Origin of the sequence: Pseudomonas sp. FP597, assembly GCF_030687435.1 — a bacterium.
GTDB classification, from domain to species: Bacteria; Pseudomonadota; Gammaproteobacteria; order Pseudomonadales; family Pseudomonadaceae; genus Aquipseudomonas; species Aquipseudomonas lactucae.
In genome coordinates this window covers 461,161-478,714 of record NZ_CP117432.1, presented here as the reverse complement: position 1 = coordinate 478,714, position 17,554 = coordinate 461,161, and the positions used below count along the sequence as shown (strand labels likewise).

The 17,554-nt window shown below is 61.1% G+C and carries 20 protein-coding genes and 1 pseudogene; 18 read left to right on the top strand and 3 right to left on the bottom strand.

Going from position 1 to position 17,554, the window contains the following annotated elements:
- Positions 1 to 51 precede the first annotated feature (51 nt).
- From PSH66_RS02120 to PSH66_RS02085, 8 genes are all read left to right on the top strand, one after another.
- On the top strand, positions 52 to 828 hold the full coding sequence (locus PSH66_RS02120) for a molecular chaperone (protein ID WP_141063078.1): 777 nt from the start codon (positions 52 to 54) through the stop codon (positions 826 to 828).
- 7 nt (positions 829 to 835) lie between these two features.
- Positions 836 to 1,603, top strand: coding sequence for a molecular chaperone (locus PSH66_RS02115; protein ID WP_003171197.1), 768 nt, complete (start codon positions 836 to 838; stop codon positions 1,601 to 1,603).
- Positions 1,604 to 1,775: 172 nt separating this feature from the next.
- On the top strand, positions 1,776 to 4,352 hold the full coding sequence (locus PSH66_RS02110; protein WP_305428294.1) for a fimbria/pilus outer membrane usher protein: 2,577 nt from the start codon (positions 1,776 to 1,778) through the stop codon (positions 4,350 to 4,352).
- A 581-nt stretch (positions 4,353 to 4,933) separates the two neighbouring features.
- The gene (locus tag PSH66_RS30040; RefSeq protein WP_370694821.1) at positions 4,934 to 5,380 is read left to right on the top strand and encodes a fimbrial protein; all 447 of its coding nucleotides are present in this window, start codon (positions 4,934 to 4,936) and stop codon (positions 5,378 to 5,380) included.
- Between the two features lie 18 nt (positions 5,381 to 5,398).
- The gene (locus PSH66_RS02100; RefSeq protein WP_305428292.1) at positions 5,399 to 5,926 is read left to right on the top strand and encodes a fimbrial protein; all 528 of its coding nucleotides are present in this window, start codon (positions 5,399 to 5,401) and stop codon (positions 5,924 to 5,926) included.
- A gap of 35 nt (positions 5,927 to 5,961) precedes the next feature.
- Positions 5,962 to 6,909 carry a fimbrial protein gene (locus PSH66_RS02095; protein WP_305428291.1) on the top strand — a complete coding sequence of 316 codons (948 nt, stop codon included), beginning with the start codon at positions 5,962 to 5,964 and terminating at the stop codon, positions 6,907 to 6,909.
- 18 nt (positions 6,910 to 6,927) lie between these two features.
- Entirely contained in the window at positions 6,928 to 7,449 is a 522-nt protein-coding gene (locus PSH66_RS02090; protein WP_305428290.1) for a fimbrial protein, read from the top strand.
- 70 nt (positions 7,450 to 7,519) lie between these two features.
- On the top strand, positions 7,520 to 8,479 hold the full coding sequence (locus tag PSH66_RS02085) for a fimbrial protein (protein ID WP_305428289.1): 960 nt from the start codon (positions 7,520 to 7,522) through the stop codon (positions 8,477 to 8,479).
- A gap of 69 nt (positions 8,480 to 8,548) precedes the next feature.
- On the opposite strand, the gene PSH66_RS02080 is transcribed toward PSH66_RS02085, so the two are convergent.
- From PSH66_RS02080 to PSH66_RS02070, 3 genes are all read right to left on the bottom strand, one after another.
- Positions 8,549 to 9,460, bottom strand: a complete 912-nt coding sequence (locus tag PSH66_RS02080; protein ID WP_141063084.1) for a phasin family protein — start codon at positions 9,458 to 9,460, stop codon at positions 8,549 to 8,551.
- Between the two features lie 12 nt (positions 9,461 to 9,472).
- On the bottom strand, positions 9,473 to 9,895 hold the full coding sequence (locus PSH66_RS02075; RefSeq protein WP_003171189.1) for a phasin family protein: 423 nt from the start codon (positions 9,893 to 9,895) through the stop codon (positions 9,473 to 9,475).
- Between the two features lie 105 nt (positions 9,896 to 10,000).
- A complete protein-coding gene (locus tag PSH66_RS02070) occupies positions 10,001 to 10,276 on the bottom strand; it encodes a polyhydroxyalkanoic acid system family protein (protein ID WP_078822966.1) in 276 nt (91 codons plus the stop codon).
- A gap of 144 nt (positions 10,277 to 10,420) precedes the next feature.
- On the opposite strand from PSH66_RS02070, the gene ubiE reads away from it, so the two are divergent.
- From ubiE to PSH66_RS30035, 10 genes and pseudogenes are all read left to right on the top strand, one after another.
- A complete protein-coding gene (gene ubiE / locus PSH66_RS02065; RefSeq protein ID WP_003171186.1) occupies positions 10,421 to 11,191 on the top strand; it encodes a bifunctional demethylmenaquinone methyltransferase/2-methoxy-6-polyprenyl-1,4-benzoquinol methylase UbiE in 771 nt (256 codons plus the stop codon).
- Positions 11,191 to 11,814 carry an SCP2 domain-containing protein gene (locus tag PSH66_RS02060; RefSeq protein WP_305428288.1) on the top strand — a complete coding sequence of 208 codons (624 nt, stop codon included), beginning with the start codon at positions 11,191 to 11,193 and terminating at the stop codon, positions 11,812 to 11,814. The genes ubiE and PSH66_RS02060 overlap by 1 nt, the downstream gene beginning before the upstream one ends.
- The gene (gene ubiB, locus PSH66_RS02055) at positions 11,811 to 13,415 is read left to right on the top strand and encodes a ubiquinone biosynthesis regulatory protein kinase UbiB (protein WP_305428287.1); all 1,605 of its coding nucleotides are present in this window, start codon (positions 11,811 to 11,813) and stop codon (positions 13,413 to 13,415) included. The genes PSH66_RS02060 and ubiB overlap by 4 nt, the downstream gene beginning before the upstream one ends.
- A gap of 41 nt (positions 13,416 to 13,456) precedes the next feature.
- Positions 13,457 to 13,849, top strand: a complete 393-nt coding sequence (gene hisI, locus PSH66_RS02050; protein WP_003171182.1) for a phosphoribosyl-AMP cyclohydrolase — start codon at positions 13,457 to 13,459, stop codon at positions 13,847 to 13,849.
- 2 nt (positions 13,850 to 13,851) lie between these two features.
- Positions 13,852 to 14,184 (top strand): phosphoribosyl-ATP diphosphatase, encoded by a 333-nt coding sequence (locus PSH66_RS02045; protein ID WP_027605032.1) that lies wholly within the window; start codon positions 13,852 to 13,854, stop codon positions 14,182 to 14,184.
- A gap of 25 nt (positions 14,185 to 14,209) precedes the next feature.
- Complete coding sequence (locus tag PSH66_RS02040) at positions 14,210 to 14,488, top strand: twin-arginine translocase TatA/TatE family subunit (protein WP_003171180.1); 279 nt, start codon at positions 14,210 to 14,212, stop codon at positions 14,486 to 14,488.
- A 10-nt stretch (positions 14,489 to 14,498) separates the two neighbouring features.
- Positions 14,499 to 14,900, top strand: a complete 402-nt coding sequence (gene tatB / locus PSH66_RS02035) for a Sec-independent protein translocase protein TatB (protein WP_003171179.1) — start codon at positions 14,499 to 14,501, stop codon at positions 14,898 to 14,900.
- A complete protein-coding gene (gene tatC / locus PSH66_RS02030) occupies positions 14,897 to 15,688 on the top strand; it encodes a twin-arginine translocase subunit TatC (RefSeq protein ID WP_141063088.1) in 792 nt (263 codons plus the stop codon). The genes tatB and tatC overlap by 4 nt, the downstream gene beginning before the upstream one ends.
- A complete protein-coding gene (locus PSH66_RS02025) occupies positions 15,685 to 16,392 on the top strand; it encodes a 16S rRNA (uracil(1498)-N(3))-methyltransferase (RefSeq protein WP_305428286.1) in 708 nt (235 codons plus the stop codon). Before tatC ends, PSH66_RS02025 begins: the two co-directional genes overlap by 4 nt.
- A 141-nt stretch (positions 16,393 to 16,533) precedes the next feature.
- A pseudogene (locus tag PSH66_RS30035) lies at positions 16,534 to 17,544 on the top strand (methyl-accepting chemotaxis protein); the annotation flags it as partial.
- Positions 17,545 to 17,554: the final 10 nt, after the last annotated feature.

Here is a 17,554-nt window from a genome sequence, read left to right as displayed (position 1 = left end):
CTGCACCCGGCGTGCAGGTCCCTCTCCCGGACTCGAAGAACACTGAAGACGATGAAAAGTATGGCCTGCCTCGCTTTCGCTACCCGCGCCCTTGGGTTGTTGCTGATGTACGCGCTGCCCGCCCATGCCGGCGTGATCATTTACGGCACACGTGTGATCTACCCCGCTGAACAGCAGGAAGTGGTCGTGCGCCTGGAGAATAAAGGTGACCGCCCCGCCCTGGTTCAGACCTGGCTGGATACGGGCAACCTGGACTCGACACCGGCGACCGCGCAAACGCCCTTTACCCTGTCACCGCCGATCTTTCGCATCGAGCCGAATCAGCAACAGGCAGTGCGTCTGCGCCATATCGGCGGTTCGTCCCCCACCGACCGCGAAAGCCTGTACTGGCTGAATGTGCTGGAAGTGCCCCCACGCTCAGCCGATGCAGCACAAAACAACCAGCTCGAATTGGCCTTCCGTACCCGCCTGCGCGTCTATCTGCGTCCGCAAACCCTGCCCTATTCGGTGAGCAGCGCCCCGGCGAAAGTGCAATGGAAACTGGTACCCCACGACCAAGGGTTTGCCCTGCAAGCGACCAACCCCACGCCGTACCACATCTCCCTGACGTCGGTTGATCTGGTCAGTGACGGCAGACGCTTCAGCAAGACGCCGAACAAGGCGGCCAACGACAGCCTGTTGATGCCGGCCGGCGACGTCAAACGCTTTGCGCTGCCCCTGCTGCGTGATCGCCCGGTCCGCGCGGCCAAAGTCGAGTTCACCACCGTCAGCGACTTCGGTGCCCGCGTGCGCCATTCGGTTGACCTGCCCTTTTCAGACGCACGATGAGCCTCCCATGAACGCCGCCTCGATTTCACACCTGCCCGCCAAGCTCATCGCATTGACGCTTGCGCTGTTCGTCAGCGCCTCAGTCCACGCGAGCGTCGTCATCAACAGCACCCGGATCGTCTACCCGCAGAACGCCAAGGAAGTGACGGTGCGCCTGGAAAGCAAGAACCAGTCGCCGGTGCTGATCCAGGCCTGGCTGGACGACGGCAACGAGCACTCGACGCCGGAACTGGGCGGGATCCCTTTTGTTGCGACGCCGCCGATCTTCCGCATGGAACCGGGCAAGCAACAAGTGGTGCGCCTGGCCTATACGGGCGAGGCCCTGCCGTCGACGCAGGAAAGCCTGTTCTGGTTCAACGTGCTGGAGGTGCCTTCACAATCGCAAGGGGCTCAGGAACGCAACCAGTTGCAGCTCGCCTTCCGCTCGCGGATCAAACTGTTTTTGCGTCCGCCAAACCTGCCGTACGCCGTCGAGGATGCGCCTGCAAAACTGCAATGGCGTCGCATCGCCACAGAGCAGGGCCAGGCGCTTGAAGTCTATAACCCCACGCCTTACCACGTGACCTTCGAGCAGATCGACGTGGTGGACGCAGGGCAGCGCCATACACGCAAGAACGGCGCGGCCGACGGCGACAACATGGTGATGCCCGGCAGCCGCAACCGCTTTGAGCTGCCCAGCCTCAAATCGCCGCCCAACAGCGCAACGACCGTGGAGTTCCACACGCTCGACGATTTCGGCCTCAAGGTTGCCCACAGCGCGAAGGTCTCGTCATGACCGTCCGGATGCGCGACCACCCGTCCTAGCGTTGCGCCACTCGACCGGCACGTGGCCAAGCCGGCGGAGCGAGTCAATCACTGCATGACACCCGTTCGATCGATGCCTTTTTATCGAGGCAGGGCCCCTGTTCGCCCGCATTCGGACAGTACCTATTTGGAAAACGGTAAACATGAGTCTGAACATCCGCGTCAGCGCAAGAAACTGGTCCCTGATACGTGGTCGCCTGACGCTGACGACGCGCTGCCTTTTGCTGCTCGGCGTCGCGCAGGTCGCGGGCGTCCAGGCCGCCGAGGACGTCGAGTTCAACCCGGCCTTCTTTCCTGATGGCGCGGGCGGCCTGCAGGTCGATGTTTCAAAGTTCAGTCGGGGCAATATCGTACTGCCCGGCAGCTACCGTGCCGAGGTTTACCTCAATGGCCAGTGGATCGGCCGTGAAAGTCTGACCTTCGTCGCAGTGAACGGCCAGGACTCCGCGCAACTGTGCCTGGAACGCGAGGCGTTGCTCAGGTTCGGCGTTGACCTGGACGCCGTCGAACGACGCTCCGTCGAAGCCGACACTACCCCGGCGTTACCCTTCGACAGCTGCGCCGATATCGCCACTTACCTGCCCGGTGCCATCAGCCTGTTCGACAACGGCGAGAACCGCCTGGACCTGCAGATTCCGCAGCTCTTCCTGTCACGCAAGGTGCGCGGCTACGTCGACCCACGCCACTGGGACAGCGGCATCGACGCCGCCTTCGTGCGCTACAACGCCAATACCTTTACCACGCGCACCAGCGGTCGCTCGCTCGACTCGCATTACCTGGGCCTCAATGCCGGCCTCAACCTGGGCGACTGGCACTGGCGCCACAACGGCAGCTACAGCCAAGCCGAAACCAGTGCGGGTTATCAAGGCAGCTCGACCTATGTGCAGCGCGAATTGGGCATGCTCAAATCCCAGCTGATGGCGGGCGAAATCTACACCGGCGGCGAGCTGTTCGACAGCGTGCGCCTGCGCGGGGCCAGCCTGTTCAGCGATGACCGCATGCTGCCCGACTCCCAGACCGGTTTTGCGCCGGTGGTGCGCGGCATCGCCGAGACCAACGCCCGGGTCACCGTGCGCCAGCGCGGCGTGCTGCTGGATGAGGTGTCGGTACCGCCGGGCCCGTTCGTGCTCAACGACTTGTTCCCAACCGGTTACGGCGGCGACCTGAACGTCACCGTCACCGAGGCCGACGGGCGCCAGCGCGAATTTATCGTGCCGTTCGCCGCCAACGCCAATCTGCTGCGCCCCGGCAACCGCCGCTATGCGCTGAGTGTCGGCCAACTGGATGAAATCGGCCTGCGCCATCCGCCCACGCTGATGCAAGCGACTTACCAGCACGGCCTGAGCAACCTGCTGACCGGCTACACCGGCACGGTCGTGGGCCAGGATTACAACTCGCAACTGCTGGGGGCCGCGTTCAATACGCCGCTGGGCGCGCTGTCGTTTGACCTGACCCGCTCCAGCGCTCACCTTCCGGGGCATGGCTCGCGTGACGGGCAAAGCGTGCAACTGCGCTACAGCAAGAACTTCGCCGATACCGGCACCCACTTTGCCCTCGGTGCCTACCGCTACTCCACCGAAGGCTTCCTGAGCGTCGCCGACGCCGCACGCGTACGCGACCTCGCCCTCGACGGGCGCAGCCTGGATAACGTCTCACGCCTGCGCGACAGGATGGACATCAGCCTCAACCAAAGCCTGGGCAACGGTTCGGTCTACCTCACCGGTTCATCGCAAAATTACTGGAACCGCAAAGGCGGCAACCTGACCTTCACCACGGGGTACGCCGCGTCCTGGAAGGGCCTGCACTACACCGTCAGCGCCCAGCGTACCCATGATTTGCTCAGTGGCCAGGTCGACAAACAAATCGATCTGACCCTCAGCCTGCCCCTGGGCAGCACGCCACGTTCGCCCACCCTGACGACCAGTGCCTATCGCGGCAACCAGAGCAGCGGTGAACGCGTAAGCCTGGGTGGCAGCCTGGGCGAGCGCAGCGAGTTCACCTACGGCGTGGATACCAGCCGCAGCCAGGGCAATGGCAACGCCACCAGCGCCGACGTGAAATACCAGGCCAGTGTCGGCGTGCTATCGGCCAGTTATGGTCAGAGCAATGCTTACCGCTCGACCTCCCTGGGCATGACCGGCGGCATCGTCGCCCATGCCGGCGGCGTGACCTTCGCCCCGGAGCTGGGCGACACCCTCGGCATTGTCCAGGCCCCCGATGCCCAGGGCGCACGCATCAACGGCAACCACAGCGCGCAAGTAGGCAAAAGCGGCTTCGCCGTGGTGCCTCACCTCACGCCGTACCGCCAGAACGTGGTCGAGCTGGACCCCAAGGACCTTTCCGTCGATGTGGAGCTCAAGAGCGCCGCACAAAACGTCGCACCGCGCGCCGGCTCGGTGGTGAAGCTGCAATTCGAAACCGTCAGCGGCCAGGCCCTGTTGATCACCGCGCTGCGCGAAGACGGTAGCCCGCTGCCGTTTGGGTCGGATGTGTTCGATGAAGACGGTGCCAGCGTTGGGGTCGTCGGGCAGGGCGGGAAAGCGTTTGTGCGCGTGGCCCGGTCCCAGGGGCACCTGATGGTCCAGTGGGGGCCGCATGCCGATGCCAAATGTCGGGTGAGTTATGACTTAAGTACGAAGCCTTCCTCGGAGACCGCCAAACGGTTGCTTCAGTTGGATGCAGGGACGTGCAGGGCGTATAGCGCCAACGCGCCTGCCTGAAAAACCCAATCGGCACCGACGTCGCCATACTTATTTATGCGCTTGTTTTTTTACGGGGAAAACACATGAAGCAATCCACTACGTTGATGTTGACGCTGCTGATTTTAACTCTGCCTATCACCGCTCAGGCGGCTTGCAGTCCATACCCCAATTTTTCCAACGGGGTCTCGTTTCCGACCACCGTCAGCGTGCCGAGCTCTCTGCCCGTTGGGGGCCTGATTACAAGCGCGGTGTTTAACGGACCTTTCCCAATTTTTCAGATGAACTGCCCCACACCGACCCTGAGAACGATCATCGGCAGATATGGCGGCGCGGGAGGTGGAGCACTCCCAAATATGCCCTACCTTTATAAAACCAACGTGCCTGGCATCGGCATGCAAATCCAGGTGACGTTGCCTAGCGGGCAAATTGGGAATGCGACGCTGGCGAGCATGGATTGGACAATGCACCCCGGGAACTTTCCCTATGGTTATCGCAGCCTACAGTTGCAATTTTATAAAATAGGTCCGGTTACCACGGGTACCGTTCCCAGCGGGAACCTTCATGACCATCGATGGGATAGCATCCAAGGGCGCCACCAGATGCTGCTCAACAACTCGATACGCTTCGTTAACCCGACCGCCACCTGCGACCTGGCCACCGGCGACGTCAACCGTTCCATCACCCTCGACACCGTCAAAGTCAGCGCATTTGAGAACGCAAGTTCCGCAGGCGCCCGCGAGTTCGAGTTAACGGCCAACTGCACCAACGCCTCCAATGTCACCTTTCGCTTCTCCGGCACACCCGCCGTGGCGGATACCTGGCGTTTCGCCAATACCGGCACGGCCGGGGGGATCTCGCTGTGGCTGTATTCACGCATTGGCGGAACGAACCAAACCATTCGTGCCGACGGCACCGACAGCGCTCGCGCCGTCACGGTATCGAGTAACCGCGCGGTCCTGCCCCTGGGCGCCGCGTACTTCAAAACCGGTACGGTCAGCCAAGGCACGCTCGCCAGTACCGCCACCGTCAACATCACCTATAACTGAAACCCCGAGGACGCTCCGATGCGAATTCCAATGCTCTCCCTGTTGCTGGCAACCACTGCGGCACTGGCCGCCCAACCCGCCCAGGCGGCAACCACCGGCACCTTGAAATTTGCCGGCCAGGTCAACGCCGGCACCTGCAACCTTGCCGCTGGCGACGTAAACCGCACCATCACGCTGCCGCCCGTCAAGATTTCCGACTTCGATGCCAACACCAGCGCAGGCGCGCATGATTTCGAACTCACCGCTGATTGCGAATCGGATCTGCGCAACGTCATTTTCCTGTTCGCTGGTACGGCATCCGCCGGCAATCCCGCACTGTTTTCCAATACCGGCACCTCGGGTGGCATCGCCCTTTACTTGGCGCATCGCTCATCCCCGCTCTACGTTATCCCGGCAAACGGCACCGCCGCCCAGCGCAGTCGAACGATTGCCACGACTAACAAAAAGGCCGTGATCCCCCTCAGAGGGGCGTATCACAAAACCGGTGCAGCCATTACCCAAGGCACCCTGGCCAGCACCGTCACCGTTGCGATCACTTACAACTGAGGAAGAAGGGGGGTTACTCCTCGTTCGGCACTGAAATGAAACACGTCATTACACTCATTTCAACACTGACGGTCTTCTGCCTGCCTATCACGGCTCAAGCGGCCTGTGACAGGTATCAGAACGCCACGCTTACTCTCAACCTACCCAGCACGATAACCGTGCCGGACAGTATCCCGGTGAACGGTGAAATCATCAGCCGTTCATTCAGCGGTACGGCCCCCGCCTTCTTTATGGACTGCTCCACTTGGACGCAAAGAATTATCACCGGGCGCTACCAGACAACCCAGCCAGGCACACTGATCTATCGCACCGAGGTCCAAGGTGTCGGTGTACGCCTCAACCTCACGGATGCCCGGGGGATAAGCAATTTCTATGCAATGCATAATCAACAAGCCCCGTTCACCGGGATAATTCCCAGCTTCATCGCCGGGCAGTTGAGGTTTTACAAAATCGGGCCCGTAACCGACGGAGTGGTACCTGCTGGAACCCTGCGCGTGGACGGAATGGACAATCACATTCGCCCAGAGCGTTTCACCCTGCTGCTTGGAAACTCAGTACGTTTTATCAGACCCTCCGCTACCTGCGATCTGGCTGCCGGCGACGTCAACCGCACCATTACACTGGATCCTGTAAAAGTCAGCGCATTTGAAAATGCCCAATCCGCAGGCGCACGCGACTTTGAATTAACGGCGAACTGCACCGACGCCTCCACTACCACCTTCCGCTTTACCGGTACACCTGCCGTGGGCGATGCCTGGCGCTTCGCCAATACCGGCAATGCCGAGGGTATCGCGTTGTGGTTGTACTCACGCATTGGCGGGGCGAATCAGACCATTCGCGCAGACGGCACCGACAGCGCTCGCACCGTTGCGGTGTCCAACAACCGTGCGGTATTGCCGCTGGGCGCCGCGTATTTCAAGAACGGTACGGTTCGCCAAGGCACGCTGGCCAGTACCGCCACCGTCAATATCACTTATAACTAAAAACCTGAGGACTCTTTGATGAGCATTCGAACGCTACCTCTGTTGTTGGCAATCACTGCGACCCTGGCCGCCACCACGACCCAAGCCGCCACCACCGGCATCCTGACGTTTGCCGGCCGGATCGACGCGGGCACGTGCAACCTGGCTGCCGGCGATGTGAACCGCACCATTAACCTGCCGACCGTCAAGGTGTCGGACTTCGATTCGGCCACCATCGCCGGCGCGTTTGATTTCGAGATTTCCGCCGAGTGCGAATCGGATCTGCGCAACGTTATCTTTCGGTTCACGGGCACACCTGACCCGATCAGCAACTGGCGTTTCGCCAACACCGGCACCGCTAATGGCATAGCGTTGACGTTGTATTCGCGCATTGGCGGGGTGAACGAGACCATTCGGGCCAACAACACCAACAACACGCGCACGATTGCGACGTCCAGCAATCGCGCGATATTACCGCTGGGCGCCGCGTATTTCAAAACCGCGGCCGTGAGCCAGGGCACGCTGGTCAGTACTGCCACTGTTTCGATTACTTATAACTAGGAGGATTGGCGCGACCGCCAAGGCAGGTACATCGCGAGCGAACAAACGCCCTGTTTTCATGGAGCCACAGATGCAGCATTCCACCCTGAAATTGATAACCGCACTGCTGACCACCGGCCTGCCGATCAGCGCCAAGGCGTTATGCAATGCCTACCCGAATGTCCAATACGGCGTGTCCTTTCCCAACACCATCACCGTACAGAAATCCCTTCCGGTCGGCGGGCTGATCACCAGCCAGGCGTTCAACGGTCCTTTTCCAAACCTTGTATTCAGATGCGGCACTGGCATGTATCAGGTCTGGACCGGACGTTTTTCAACCAGCATGTCCGCGCCGGGCGGAGAGATCTATCACACGAATGTGCCCGGCATCGGCATGAGGATCATACAAAGCGACAACTATGAGCCGGCCTACAGCGTGTCATTGCGCAATGGCAGTCGAACCTGGCCCTCAAACAGTACCTACACTCACTTCATCACAACGTTACGGGCGGAGTTCTACAAAACCGGCCCCGTCACCACCGGAACATTGCCTGGCGGAAGGCTTCAGGACTCGATGCTGGATGGGAGTCGGGGGCGTATTCTGAAACAGCTCAATAACGCGATACGCTTCTTCGATCCGGCCGCTACGTGCGATCTGGCGGCCGGTGACGTCAGCCGTACCATTACGCTCGACTCCGTGAAGGCCAGCGCCTTTCAAAATGCCACTTCCGCCGGTGCGCGTAATTTTGACTTAACCGCCAACTGCAGCAATGCCTCCAGTGTCACCTTCCGTTTTACCGGCACCCCTGCCGTGGGCGATACCTGGCGCTTCGCCAATACCGGTACGGCTGCAGGTATCGCCCTGTGGCTGTACTCACGCATTGGCGGAGCGAACCAGACCCTGCGCGCAGACGGCACCGACAGCGCTCGCACCGTTGCGGTTTACAACGACCGTGCGGTGTTGCCGCTGGGGGCTGCGTATTTCAAGACCGGCACGGTGCGCCAAGGCTCACTGGCCAGTACTACCACCGTGAACATTACCTATAACTGAGTGGTTCACGCTGGCAAAAAAATGCCCGACCTTCACAGGCCGGGCGTTTTTTTGTGCGTCCTGAAAGGATCAGGACTGACTGGATGGCGTCGGGGTTACCGGCGTTGCAGTCGGGGTGACAGCAGCAGGCGTCGGCGCGGACACCGAGTTGGCGCTCGAAGCGACCGGGGTCGCTGGCTTGGCCGTGGCAGCAGGCTTGGAGGCCGCTGGTTTTTTCGCGACGGCCGGTTTCTTCGCGGCAGCAGGTTTGGCTGCTGGTTTCGCGGCGGACTTGGCAGCCGGCTTGGCGGCAGCTGGCTTGGCCGCAGGTTTCGCCGCCGCCTTGGCCACCGGCTTGGCAGCCGCTTTAGCGGCTACAGGCTTGGCGGCAGTCTTGGTGGCGGGTTTGGCCGCTGCGGTTTTCGCTGCTGGCTTGGTCGCAGGTTTAGCGGCGGCTTTGGCAGGGGCCTTGGCCGCTGGTTTTGCAGCCGGCTTGGCCGCCGCTTTCACCAGGGGTTTGGCAGCGGTTTTCGCAGCGGGCTTGGCGGCTGCGGTTTTAGCGGCGGGCTTGGCCGCCGGTTTGGCCGCTGCGGTTTTCGCCGGAGCCACTTTGGCGCCGGTGAGTTTTTCGATTTGCCTGGTCAGCGTATCGACCTTGCTGTGCAGCGTTTTCAATTCAGCTTTGCTGGGCACGCCCAATCGCGAAATGGCACTGTTGAGGCGCTTGTCGAAAGTTTCTTCCAACTTGCCCCAAGTGTCAGAAATGCTCGACTTGGCGGAACCGGCAGTGGCCTTGGCCGCTTCAACTTTTTTACCGACTGTGCTTTTGGTCAACTTCTCGGCCTTCTCGCCGTCCTTGACCAAAGTCTCGAAGTATTTACCGCCGTCACTGCTCACCTTCGAATACACGCCTAAACCAGCCAGCCAGATCTTGCGGGAATATTTTTCAACTTCCCCGACCCACGAGCTGCCTTCTTTTTGAGTAGTCTTTTTAACAGCCATCCCGATGTCTCCTTAGTGTTTGCGCGCGACACGTTCGAGCAATGCCGTCAGCTCTTCGAGCTTAGCAGAGAGTGTCTCCACGTCATGTTTAGACGCAATGCCGATTCGATTCAAGGCACTTGCAACACGCGTGTCAAAAGCTTTTTCAACTTTATCCAACTGAACTTCTACCAGACCTTTGACGTTGGAGACATTACTCTTTACTTGGTCAATCTGACTGTTGGCGGCATCGAGTTGTTCAATGGCAACTTTTTTACCTTTACTTTCAACATGTTGACCGCTCTTGACCAGCTCTCTGAAGTACTCGCCGCCCTCGCTGCCGACCTTGGCATAAGCCCCCAGACCGGCCAGCCAGATCTTGCGGGCATAGCGTTTAACGTCACTCAAGGCAGTGGTTTGAGCGTCGATTTTTTTCTTCAAAATAACGTTGGCCATGGTGCACCTCACGCAGGATAGGGTGGAGGAACGGCCCGCAGGAGTTGAGGGCTTGGGCACAAAGTAGGGTTAAAAATTAGAATCGGCACCCTAACGACCTTCAGTTCAAGCCAATGCCTTGTCCAGTGCCTTCTCGATTTCGGACTTGATCGTGCCACTCATGGCCGACATCAACAGGCCCAGTTCCACATCGATGCGCAGCGAATCATCGGCCACTGTTACCGTGCCTTTAACCCCGGAGCGCTTGAGGTTCAAGGTATCGCCGGACCACGACGGTTCAAGGCCATATTGATCCTTGAGTTTTTGCGCCAACTTGTCGGCCTTCGCCCGAGCGCCTTCTTTACCCAGGGAATGTGCACGCTCAACGGTAATACGGGCCATTGCAATGGCTCCTCTTTAAAGGGACGTGGAAACCTTCGATGCGGCAAAAGGTCTCGATAAGCACCTATCTTACCTGCAGCCTTGCCAAGACAAAGCAGGCCCTGGGGATTATCATGTCCCGCATTCTCTTTTGGTGACAGCGATATGACTGATCAGCGCAAAGGCAGCGATGCCGAACCCACCACTCACTTCGGTTTCAAGAACGTCCCGGAAAGCCAAAAGGCGGAAAAAGTCGCTGAGGTGTTCCACTCCGTCGCGGCCAAGTACGACCTGATGAACGACGTACTCTCGGGCGGCATGCACCGCCTGTGGAAGCGCTTCACTATCGAGTTGTCGGGCGTACGCACCGGCAACCGCGTGCTCGACATCGCCGGTGGCACCGGTGACCTGGCGGCCAAGTTCTCCAAGCTCGTTGGCCCCACCGGCCAGGTGGTGCTGGCGGACATCAACGGCTCGATGCTCAAGGTCGGCCGCGACCGCCTGCTCGACAAAGGCGTGGCCGGCAATATCGAATTCGTGCAGGCCGACGCGGAAAAGCTGCCGTTCCCCGACAACCATTTCGACTGCGTGACCATCGCCTTCGGCCTGCGCAACGTCACCCACAAGGAAGACGCGATCCGCTCGATGCTGCGCGTGCTCAAGCCGGGTGGCCGCCTGTTGGTGCTGGAGTTCTCCAAGCCGACCAATGCGCTGATGTCCAAGGTCTACGACACCTACTCCTTCGCGTTCATGCCGCTGATGGGCAAGCTGATCACCAACGATGCCGAGAGCTACCGCTACCTGGCCGAATCGATCCGCATGCACCCCGATCAGGAAACCCTGAAGTCGATGATGGTAGAGGCCGGTTTCGACCGCGTGACCTACCACAACATGACCTCCGGCATCGTCGCCCTGCACCGCGGCATCAAGCCCTGATGCTGCTGCAAGGCCTGCTCGCCAGCGTCGAACACGGCCTCAACCGTGCGCTGCGCCTGGACAGTACCGCCCTGGCGCGGCTCGCGCACTTGAACGGCAAGATCATTGTTGTCGACTGCACCAGCCCCGCCTTGCAGCTGTTTATCCTGCCCAGCGATGAAGGCCTGCTGCTCGCCAGCCATTGGGCCGCCGACGCCGACTGCACCCTGCGCGCGCCGGCATCGAACCTGTTGCACCTGGCCTTGAGCCGCAACAAGAGCGCGATCCTGCACAGCCCGGAAGTGGAACTGGAAGGCGACAGCGCGGTGCTGATGGACCTGGCCGCCGTGCTGCAGGACCTGGAGCTGGATTGGGAATACGAGCTGTCACGCTGGATCGGCCCCGTCGCCACTCAGTTGATCAGCGGGCACCTGCGCAGCCGCTCGCGCTGGTACCAGCAAGGGTTCGCCAGCCTCAACCAGAACCTCGCCGAATACCTGAGCGAAGAATCGCGCACCCTGGTCGGGCAGCGGGAAGCGCAAGCGCGCTTTCGTGAACTCGACAAGGCCAAAATCGACCTGGAACGCCTTGAGGCGCGCTTCGAGCGCCTGAGCCGTTCCCTTGATCCAAGCGATAACGCATGAAGCTGCTCGCCGTCCGCCGTTTGTTTCGTATCCAGCGCGTCGTAATCCGCTACCGTCTCGATGACCTGCTGTTCGCCCTGCCCCTGCCGTGGTTCCTGCTCGCGGTACGCTACGTACTGCCGTGGCGCTGGTTCCCCCGCAAACAACTGGAGCTGAGCCGTGGCGCGCGCCTGCGCCTGGCGCTACAGGACCTGGGACCGATCTTCATCAAGTTCGGGCAGATTCTGTCCACCCGCCGCGACCTGCTGCCCGAAGACATCGCCGACGAACTGATGCTGTTGCAGGACCGCGTACCGCCGTTCGATTCCAAGCAGTCGATGGCGTTGATCGAAGCACAGTTGGGCAAGCCGATCAGCGAAGTGTTCAGTCGCTTCGACGTCGAGCCGCTGGCCTCGGCCTCGGTGGCGCAAGTGCACGCCGCGCAGCTCAAGAGCGGCGAAGAAGTGGTGGTGAAGGTGATCCGCCCCGGCCTCAAGCCGATCATCGGCCAGGACCTGGCGTGGCTGTTCATCCTCGCCCGCGCCGCCGAGCGCTTCAGCGCCGATGCACGCCTGCTGCACCCGGTGGACGTGGTCGCCGACTACGAAAAAACCATCTATGACGAACTCGACCTGCTGCGTGAAGCGGCCAACGCCAGCCAGCTCAAGCGCAACTTCGAAGACTCGCCGCTGCTGTACGTGCCGCAGGTGTATTGGGACTGGTGCCGCCCCAAGGTACTGGTGATGGAGCGCATCTACGGCGTGCAGGTCACCGACCTCGCGACCCTGGCCGACCAGCGCACCGACATGAAGATGCTCGCCGAACGTGGCGTGGAGATCTTCTTCACCCAGGTGTTCCGCGACAGTTTCTTCCACGCCGACATGCACCCCGGCAACATCTTCGTCAGCACCGTCAACCCGTGGAGCCCGCAGTATATTGCGATCGACTGCGGCATCGTCGGCAGCCTCACCCCCGAAGACCAGGATTACCTGGCGCGCAACCTGTTCGCTTTTTTCAAGCGTGACTACCGCCGTGTCGCGCAGCTGCACATCGACTCGGGCTGGGTGCCGGCGGAAACCAAGCTCAACGAATTCGAAGCGGCGATACGCACCGTGTGCGAGCCGATCTTTGAAAAGCCGTTAAAAGATATTTCATTTGGCCAGGTTCTGATGCGCCTGTTCCAGACCGCGCGGCGCTTCAATATGGAAGTGCAACCGCAGCTGGTGCTTTTGCAGAAAACCCTGCTCAACATCGAAGGCCTGGGCCGCCAGCTGTACCCGGACCTCGACCTGTGGAACACCGCGCAGCCGTTCCTGGAACGCTGGATGCGCGAGCGCATGAGCCCCAAGACCGTGCTGGGCAACCTGCACAGCCAGATGGAACAACTGCCGCACCTGGCCAACATGACCCGCGACCTGCTCGAGCGCATGTCCCAGCCGCACGCCAAGGACCCGGAACCACCGTGGCGCAGGCGCAAGGACGATTGGTTCCTGCGCCTGCTCGGCGCCGCGCACCTGGTGGGCGGGGTCATGCTGGCGATTGGCGGCCCGTTGAATCAGCTGGGCCACTGGCCGGCTGGCATCATGGTCGCCGTGGGTATTTATCTGATCGTGCGTCGATAGCCAATCCGGTTATACACTGTCGCAAATTGCCGGAGCCGAACATGAAAGACTGGCTGGACGAAATCAAATGGGACAGTGACGGCCTGGTGCCGGCCATTGCCCAGGACCACAAGACCGGGCGCGTGCTGATGATGGCCTGGATGAACCGCGAGGCCCTGAGCCTCACTGCCGCTGAGCAGCGCGCCATTTACTGGTCACGTTCGCGTGGCAAACTGTGGCGCAAGGGCGAAGAGTCCGGGCATGTGCAGACCCTGCATGAGATACGCCTGGACTGCGACGCCGACGTGGTGATCCTGATGGTCGAACAGATCGGCGGCATCGCTTGCCACACCGGTCGTCACAGCTGCTTCTATCGCGTGTTCGAGAACGGCGAATGGAAGATCGTGGAGCCGGTGCTCAAAGACCCGCACGCCATTTATTCGGCAGGACACTGACCATGAGCGATACCCTGAACCGTGTGGCCCAGGTGCTGGAAGACCGCAAAGGCGCGGACGCCGACAGCTCCTATGTCGCCAGCCTCTACCACAAGGGCCTGAACAAGATTCTGGAAAAGCTTGGCGAAGAATCCATCGAGACCATCATCGCCGCCAAGGACGCGCAAATCAGCGGCGACTGCAGCGATGTGATCTACGAAACCGCCGACCTGTGGTTCCACAGCCTGGTCATGCTCGCCCAACTGGGGCAGCATCCCCAGGCTGTACTGGATGAACTGGACCGTCGCTTCGGCTTGTCCGGGCACGCTGAAAAGGCCTCGCGCCCGTCCGCCTGAATAACTTTTATCGAGGATTTGCAGCATGGGCATTTTTGACTGGAAACACTGGATCGTCATTCTGGTGGTGGTGGTACTGGTGTTCGGCACCAAGAAACTCAAGAACCTGGGCACCGACGTGGGCGAGTCGATCAAGGGCTTTCGCAAAGCCATGAACGATGACGAAAAACCCGCCGACCCTGCGGCCAATCCTGTACCGCCGGCTCAGCCTGTGCACCCTCAGGCCACTCAGCCGATCACCGAGCGTCGTACCTTCGACGTGCAGGCTGAGAAAGTCGAAGAGCCGACCCGCAAAGACTCGTGAGCACTGACTAATGTTTGGTATCAGCTTCTCTGAACTGCTGCTCGTCGGCCTCGTGGCCCTGCTGGTACTGGGGCCGGAACGCCTGCCCGGTGCCGCGCGCACCGCCGGCCTGTGGATCGGGCGCCTGAAACGCAGTTTCAATGCGATCAAACAGGAAGTTGAACGTGAAATTGGCGCCGACGAGATCCGCCGGCAATTGCACAACGAACATATCCTGTCGTTGGAGCAGGAGGCGCGCAAGATTCTCTCGCCGGTGCAGGAGCCGGCCAAGCCGGTGGCGCCGGTGCCCGAGCAGAGCATCGCACCGGCCATCGACGCCACGCCAGCCACGCCGCCCCCAACCGAGCCTGCGCCGACGTCCGTTGCGTCGCCCGCGCCCCATGACCCTACATTGCCGCCGCGAGCCCCATGAGCGCTGATAAACCGGAAAACGACCAGCACATGCCACTGGTCTCGCACCTCACCGAGCTGCGTACCCGCCTGCTGCGTTGCGTAGCGGCCATCTTCATCATCTTTGCCGGGCTGTTCGCCTTTACCCAGCAGATCTACACCTTCGTCTCCACGCCGCTGCGCCAGTATTTGCCGGCCGGCGCGACGATGATCGCCACCGACGTGTCGTCACCGTTCCTGACGCCGTTGAAGCTGACCATGATGGTCTCGCTGTTCCTGGCAATCCCGGTGATCCTGCATCAGATCTGGGGCTTTATCGCACCTGGCCTGTACAAGCACGAGAAGCGCATTGCGGTGCCGTTGCTGGTGTCGAGCATCCTGCTGTTCTACACCGGCATGGCGTTCGCCTACTTCCTGGTGTTCCCGTTGATCTTCAAGTTCTTCGCCGCCGCCACCCCGGCCGGCGTCGAGATGATGACCGACATCACCAGCTACCTCGACTTCGTGATGACGCTGTTCTTCGCCTTTGGCGTAGCCTTCGAAATCCCGGTGGCCGTGGTGTTGCTGGTGTGGATCGGCGTGGTCAACGTGCAGTACCTGAAGAAGATCCGCCCGTACGTGATCATCGGCTGCTTCGTTGTAGGCATGATCCTCACCCCGCCGGACATCTTCTCCCAGACCCTGCTGGCCGTGCCGATGTGGATGCTGTTCGAGATCGGCATCCTGTTCAGCAGCCTGATCAGCAAGCGCGGCGAACACCCGGATGACCAACCCGCCGACGACGACCAGCCGCCAGCGACCCAGCCGTGAACCTGCTGCTGCTTGAGGAGGCCGACTTTATCGCGGCCGACCGTGTGGTGCTGCGTGATCGGCGCCTGGTGCATATGCAGGAAGTCCACCGCGCCAGCGTGGGCGACAGCCTGCGCGTCGGCCGCATTGGCGGTTTGATGGGCAATGCACACTTGCTGCGCCTGGAAGCCCGTGAAGCCGAGCTGCAAGTGAGCTTCGACCAACCGCCGCCGGCCAAACTGCCGCTGACCCTGCTGCTGGCCCTGCCGCGCCCGAAAATGCTGCGCAGGGTGCTGCAAACCGTGGCGGCCATGGGCGTGCCGAAGGTGGTGCTGGTCAACAGCTACCGGGTCGAAAAAAGCTTCTGGCAAACCCCGCTCCTGGAGCCCGAGGCGGTTCGCGAGCAACTGATCCTCGGCCTGGAACAGGCACGGGACACGGTGCTGCCCGAGATCATCATCGAGAAGCGCTTCAAACCGTTCGTCGAAGACCGCCTGCCGGCGATGACCCAAGGCACCCTGGGCCTGATCGGTCACCCCGGCGATTACCCGCCCTGCCCTCGCGGCCTGGATGAACCGGTCACGCTGGCGATCGGCCCCGAAGGCGGCTGGATTCCCTACGAAGTCGACCTGCTGACCAAGGCCGGCCTGCAACCGGTGCAGCTCGGCGCACGCATCCTGCGGGTTGAAACCGCCGTCACCGCCCTGCTCGCCCGACTCTTCTAAACGCCGCGGTCTCCTGTGGGAGGGGCGGTGCGACGATTCGACTTGCTCCCTCCCACACTTGACTTGTGTGGCTATAGAATCCTGCGCTCATGCCGATAACCCCTGCAATAAGTCCAAGCCGTGCTCCAGGGGAGTTGTAACATGTACCGTGCGTTAGCCGAAAAGCTGGGTAATGTCAGCGTCAAGACCAAGCTGGGCGTAGGCTTTGGCCTGGTACTGCTGTTGACGTTGATGACGACGTTCACCGGCTGGACCGGGCTCTCCGGCGTGATCAGCCGTGGCGACAAGCTGGGCTATATCGCCAGCCTCAACGACCTGACCAAGGACCTGCGCATCGCGCGCCTGGACTTCGAGATGCGTCGCGGCGAACAGGGCCCGACGGCGGTCAATGGCTTCCTAGGCCAGCTGGAAAGCGGCCTGAAAAACGCGCGCACGCTGATCGAGCAACCCGCCGACATCGCCTTGATCGATGACCAACTCGCCGCTGTCGACCAATACAAGCGTGCATTCGACGCCATGGTCCAGGCCGGGGCCAACCGCGAAAACGCCCGCAGCAAACTGGGCGACACCGCCGACAATGCGGTACTCAAGGTCGGCGAAGTGGAAAAAACCCTGTTGCAGGGCGACAGCGTCAGCCAGTTCAACAGCATCGTCAGCCTGAGCAAACTGATCCAGCAGGCGCGCTTCCAGGTGCGCGGCTACACCTACAGCGGCAAGGTCGAGGCTGAACAGCCCGCACTGGACGCCATCGACAACGCCTTGAAGAAAATCGCCGAACTGACCGGCCAACTGCCTGAGCAGTTTTCGTCCAACCTGCAACAGGCCGGCGTTTCTCTGCAAGCCTACCGCGCAGCCGTCAGCCAGTATCGCGACTCCCAGGTGGCAAGCACCGCCGCCCTGAAAATCATGAGCGCCCAGGGCGACATCCTGTTGGACCGCAGCGAAAAGCTCACCAAGTCACAAACGGTAGTGCGCGATACCGACGCCGCGCACGCAAGACAACTGTTGCTGATCGCCACCATCTTGGCGCTGATCTTCGGCCTGGTGGCCGCCTGGGCAATTACCCGCCAGATCATCATCCCGCTGAACCAGACCCTGCAAGTGGCCGAGCGCGTCGCCTCGGGCGACCTGAGCCACAACCTGACGTCCTTGCGCCAGGACG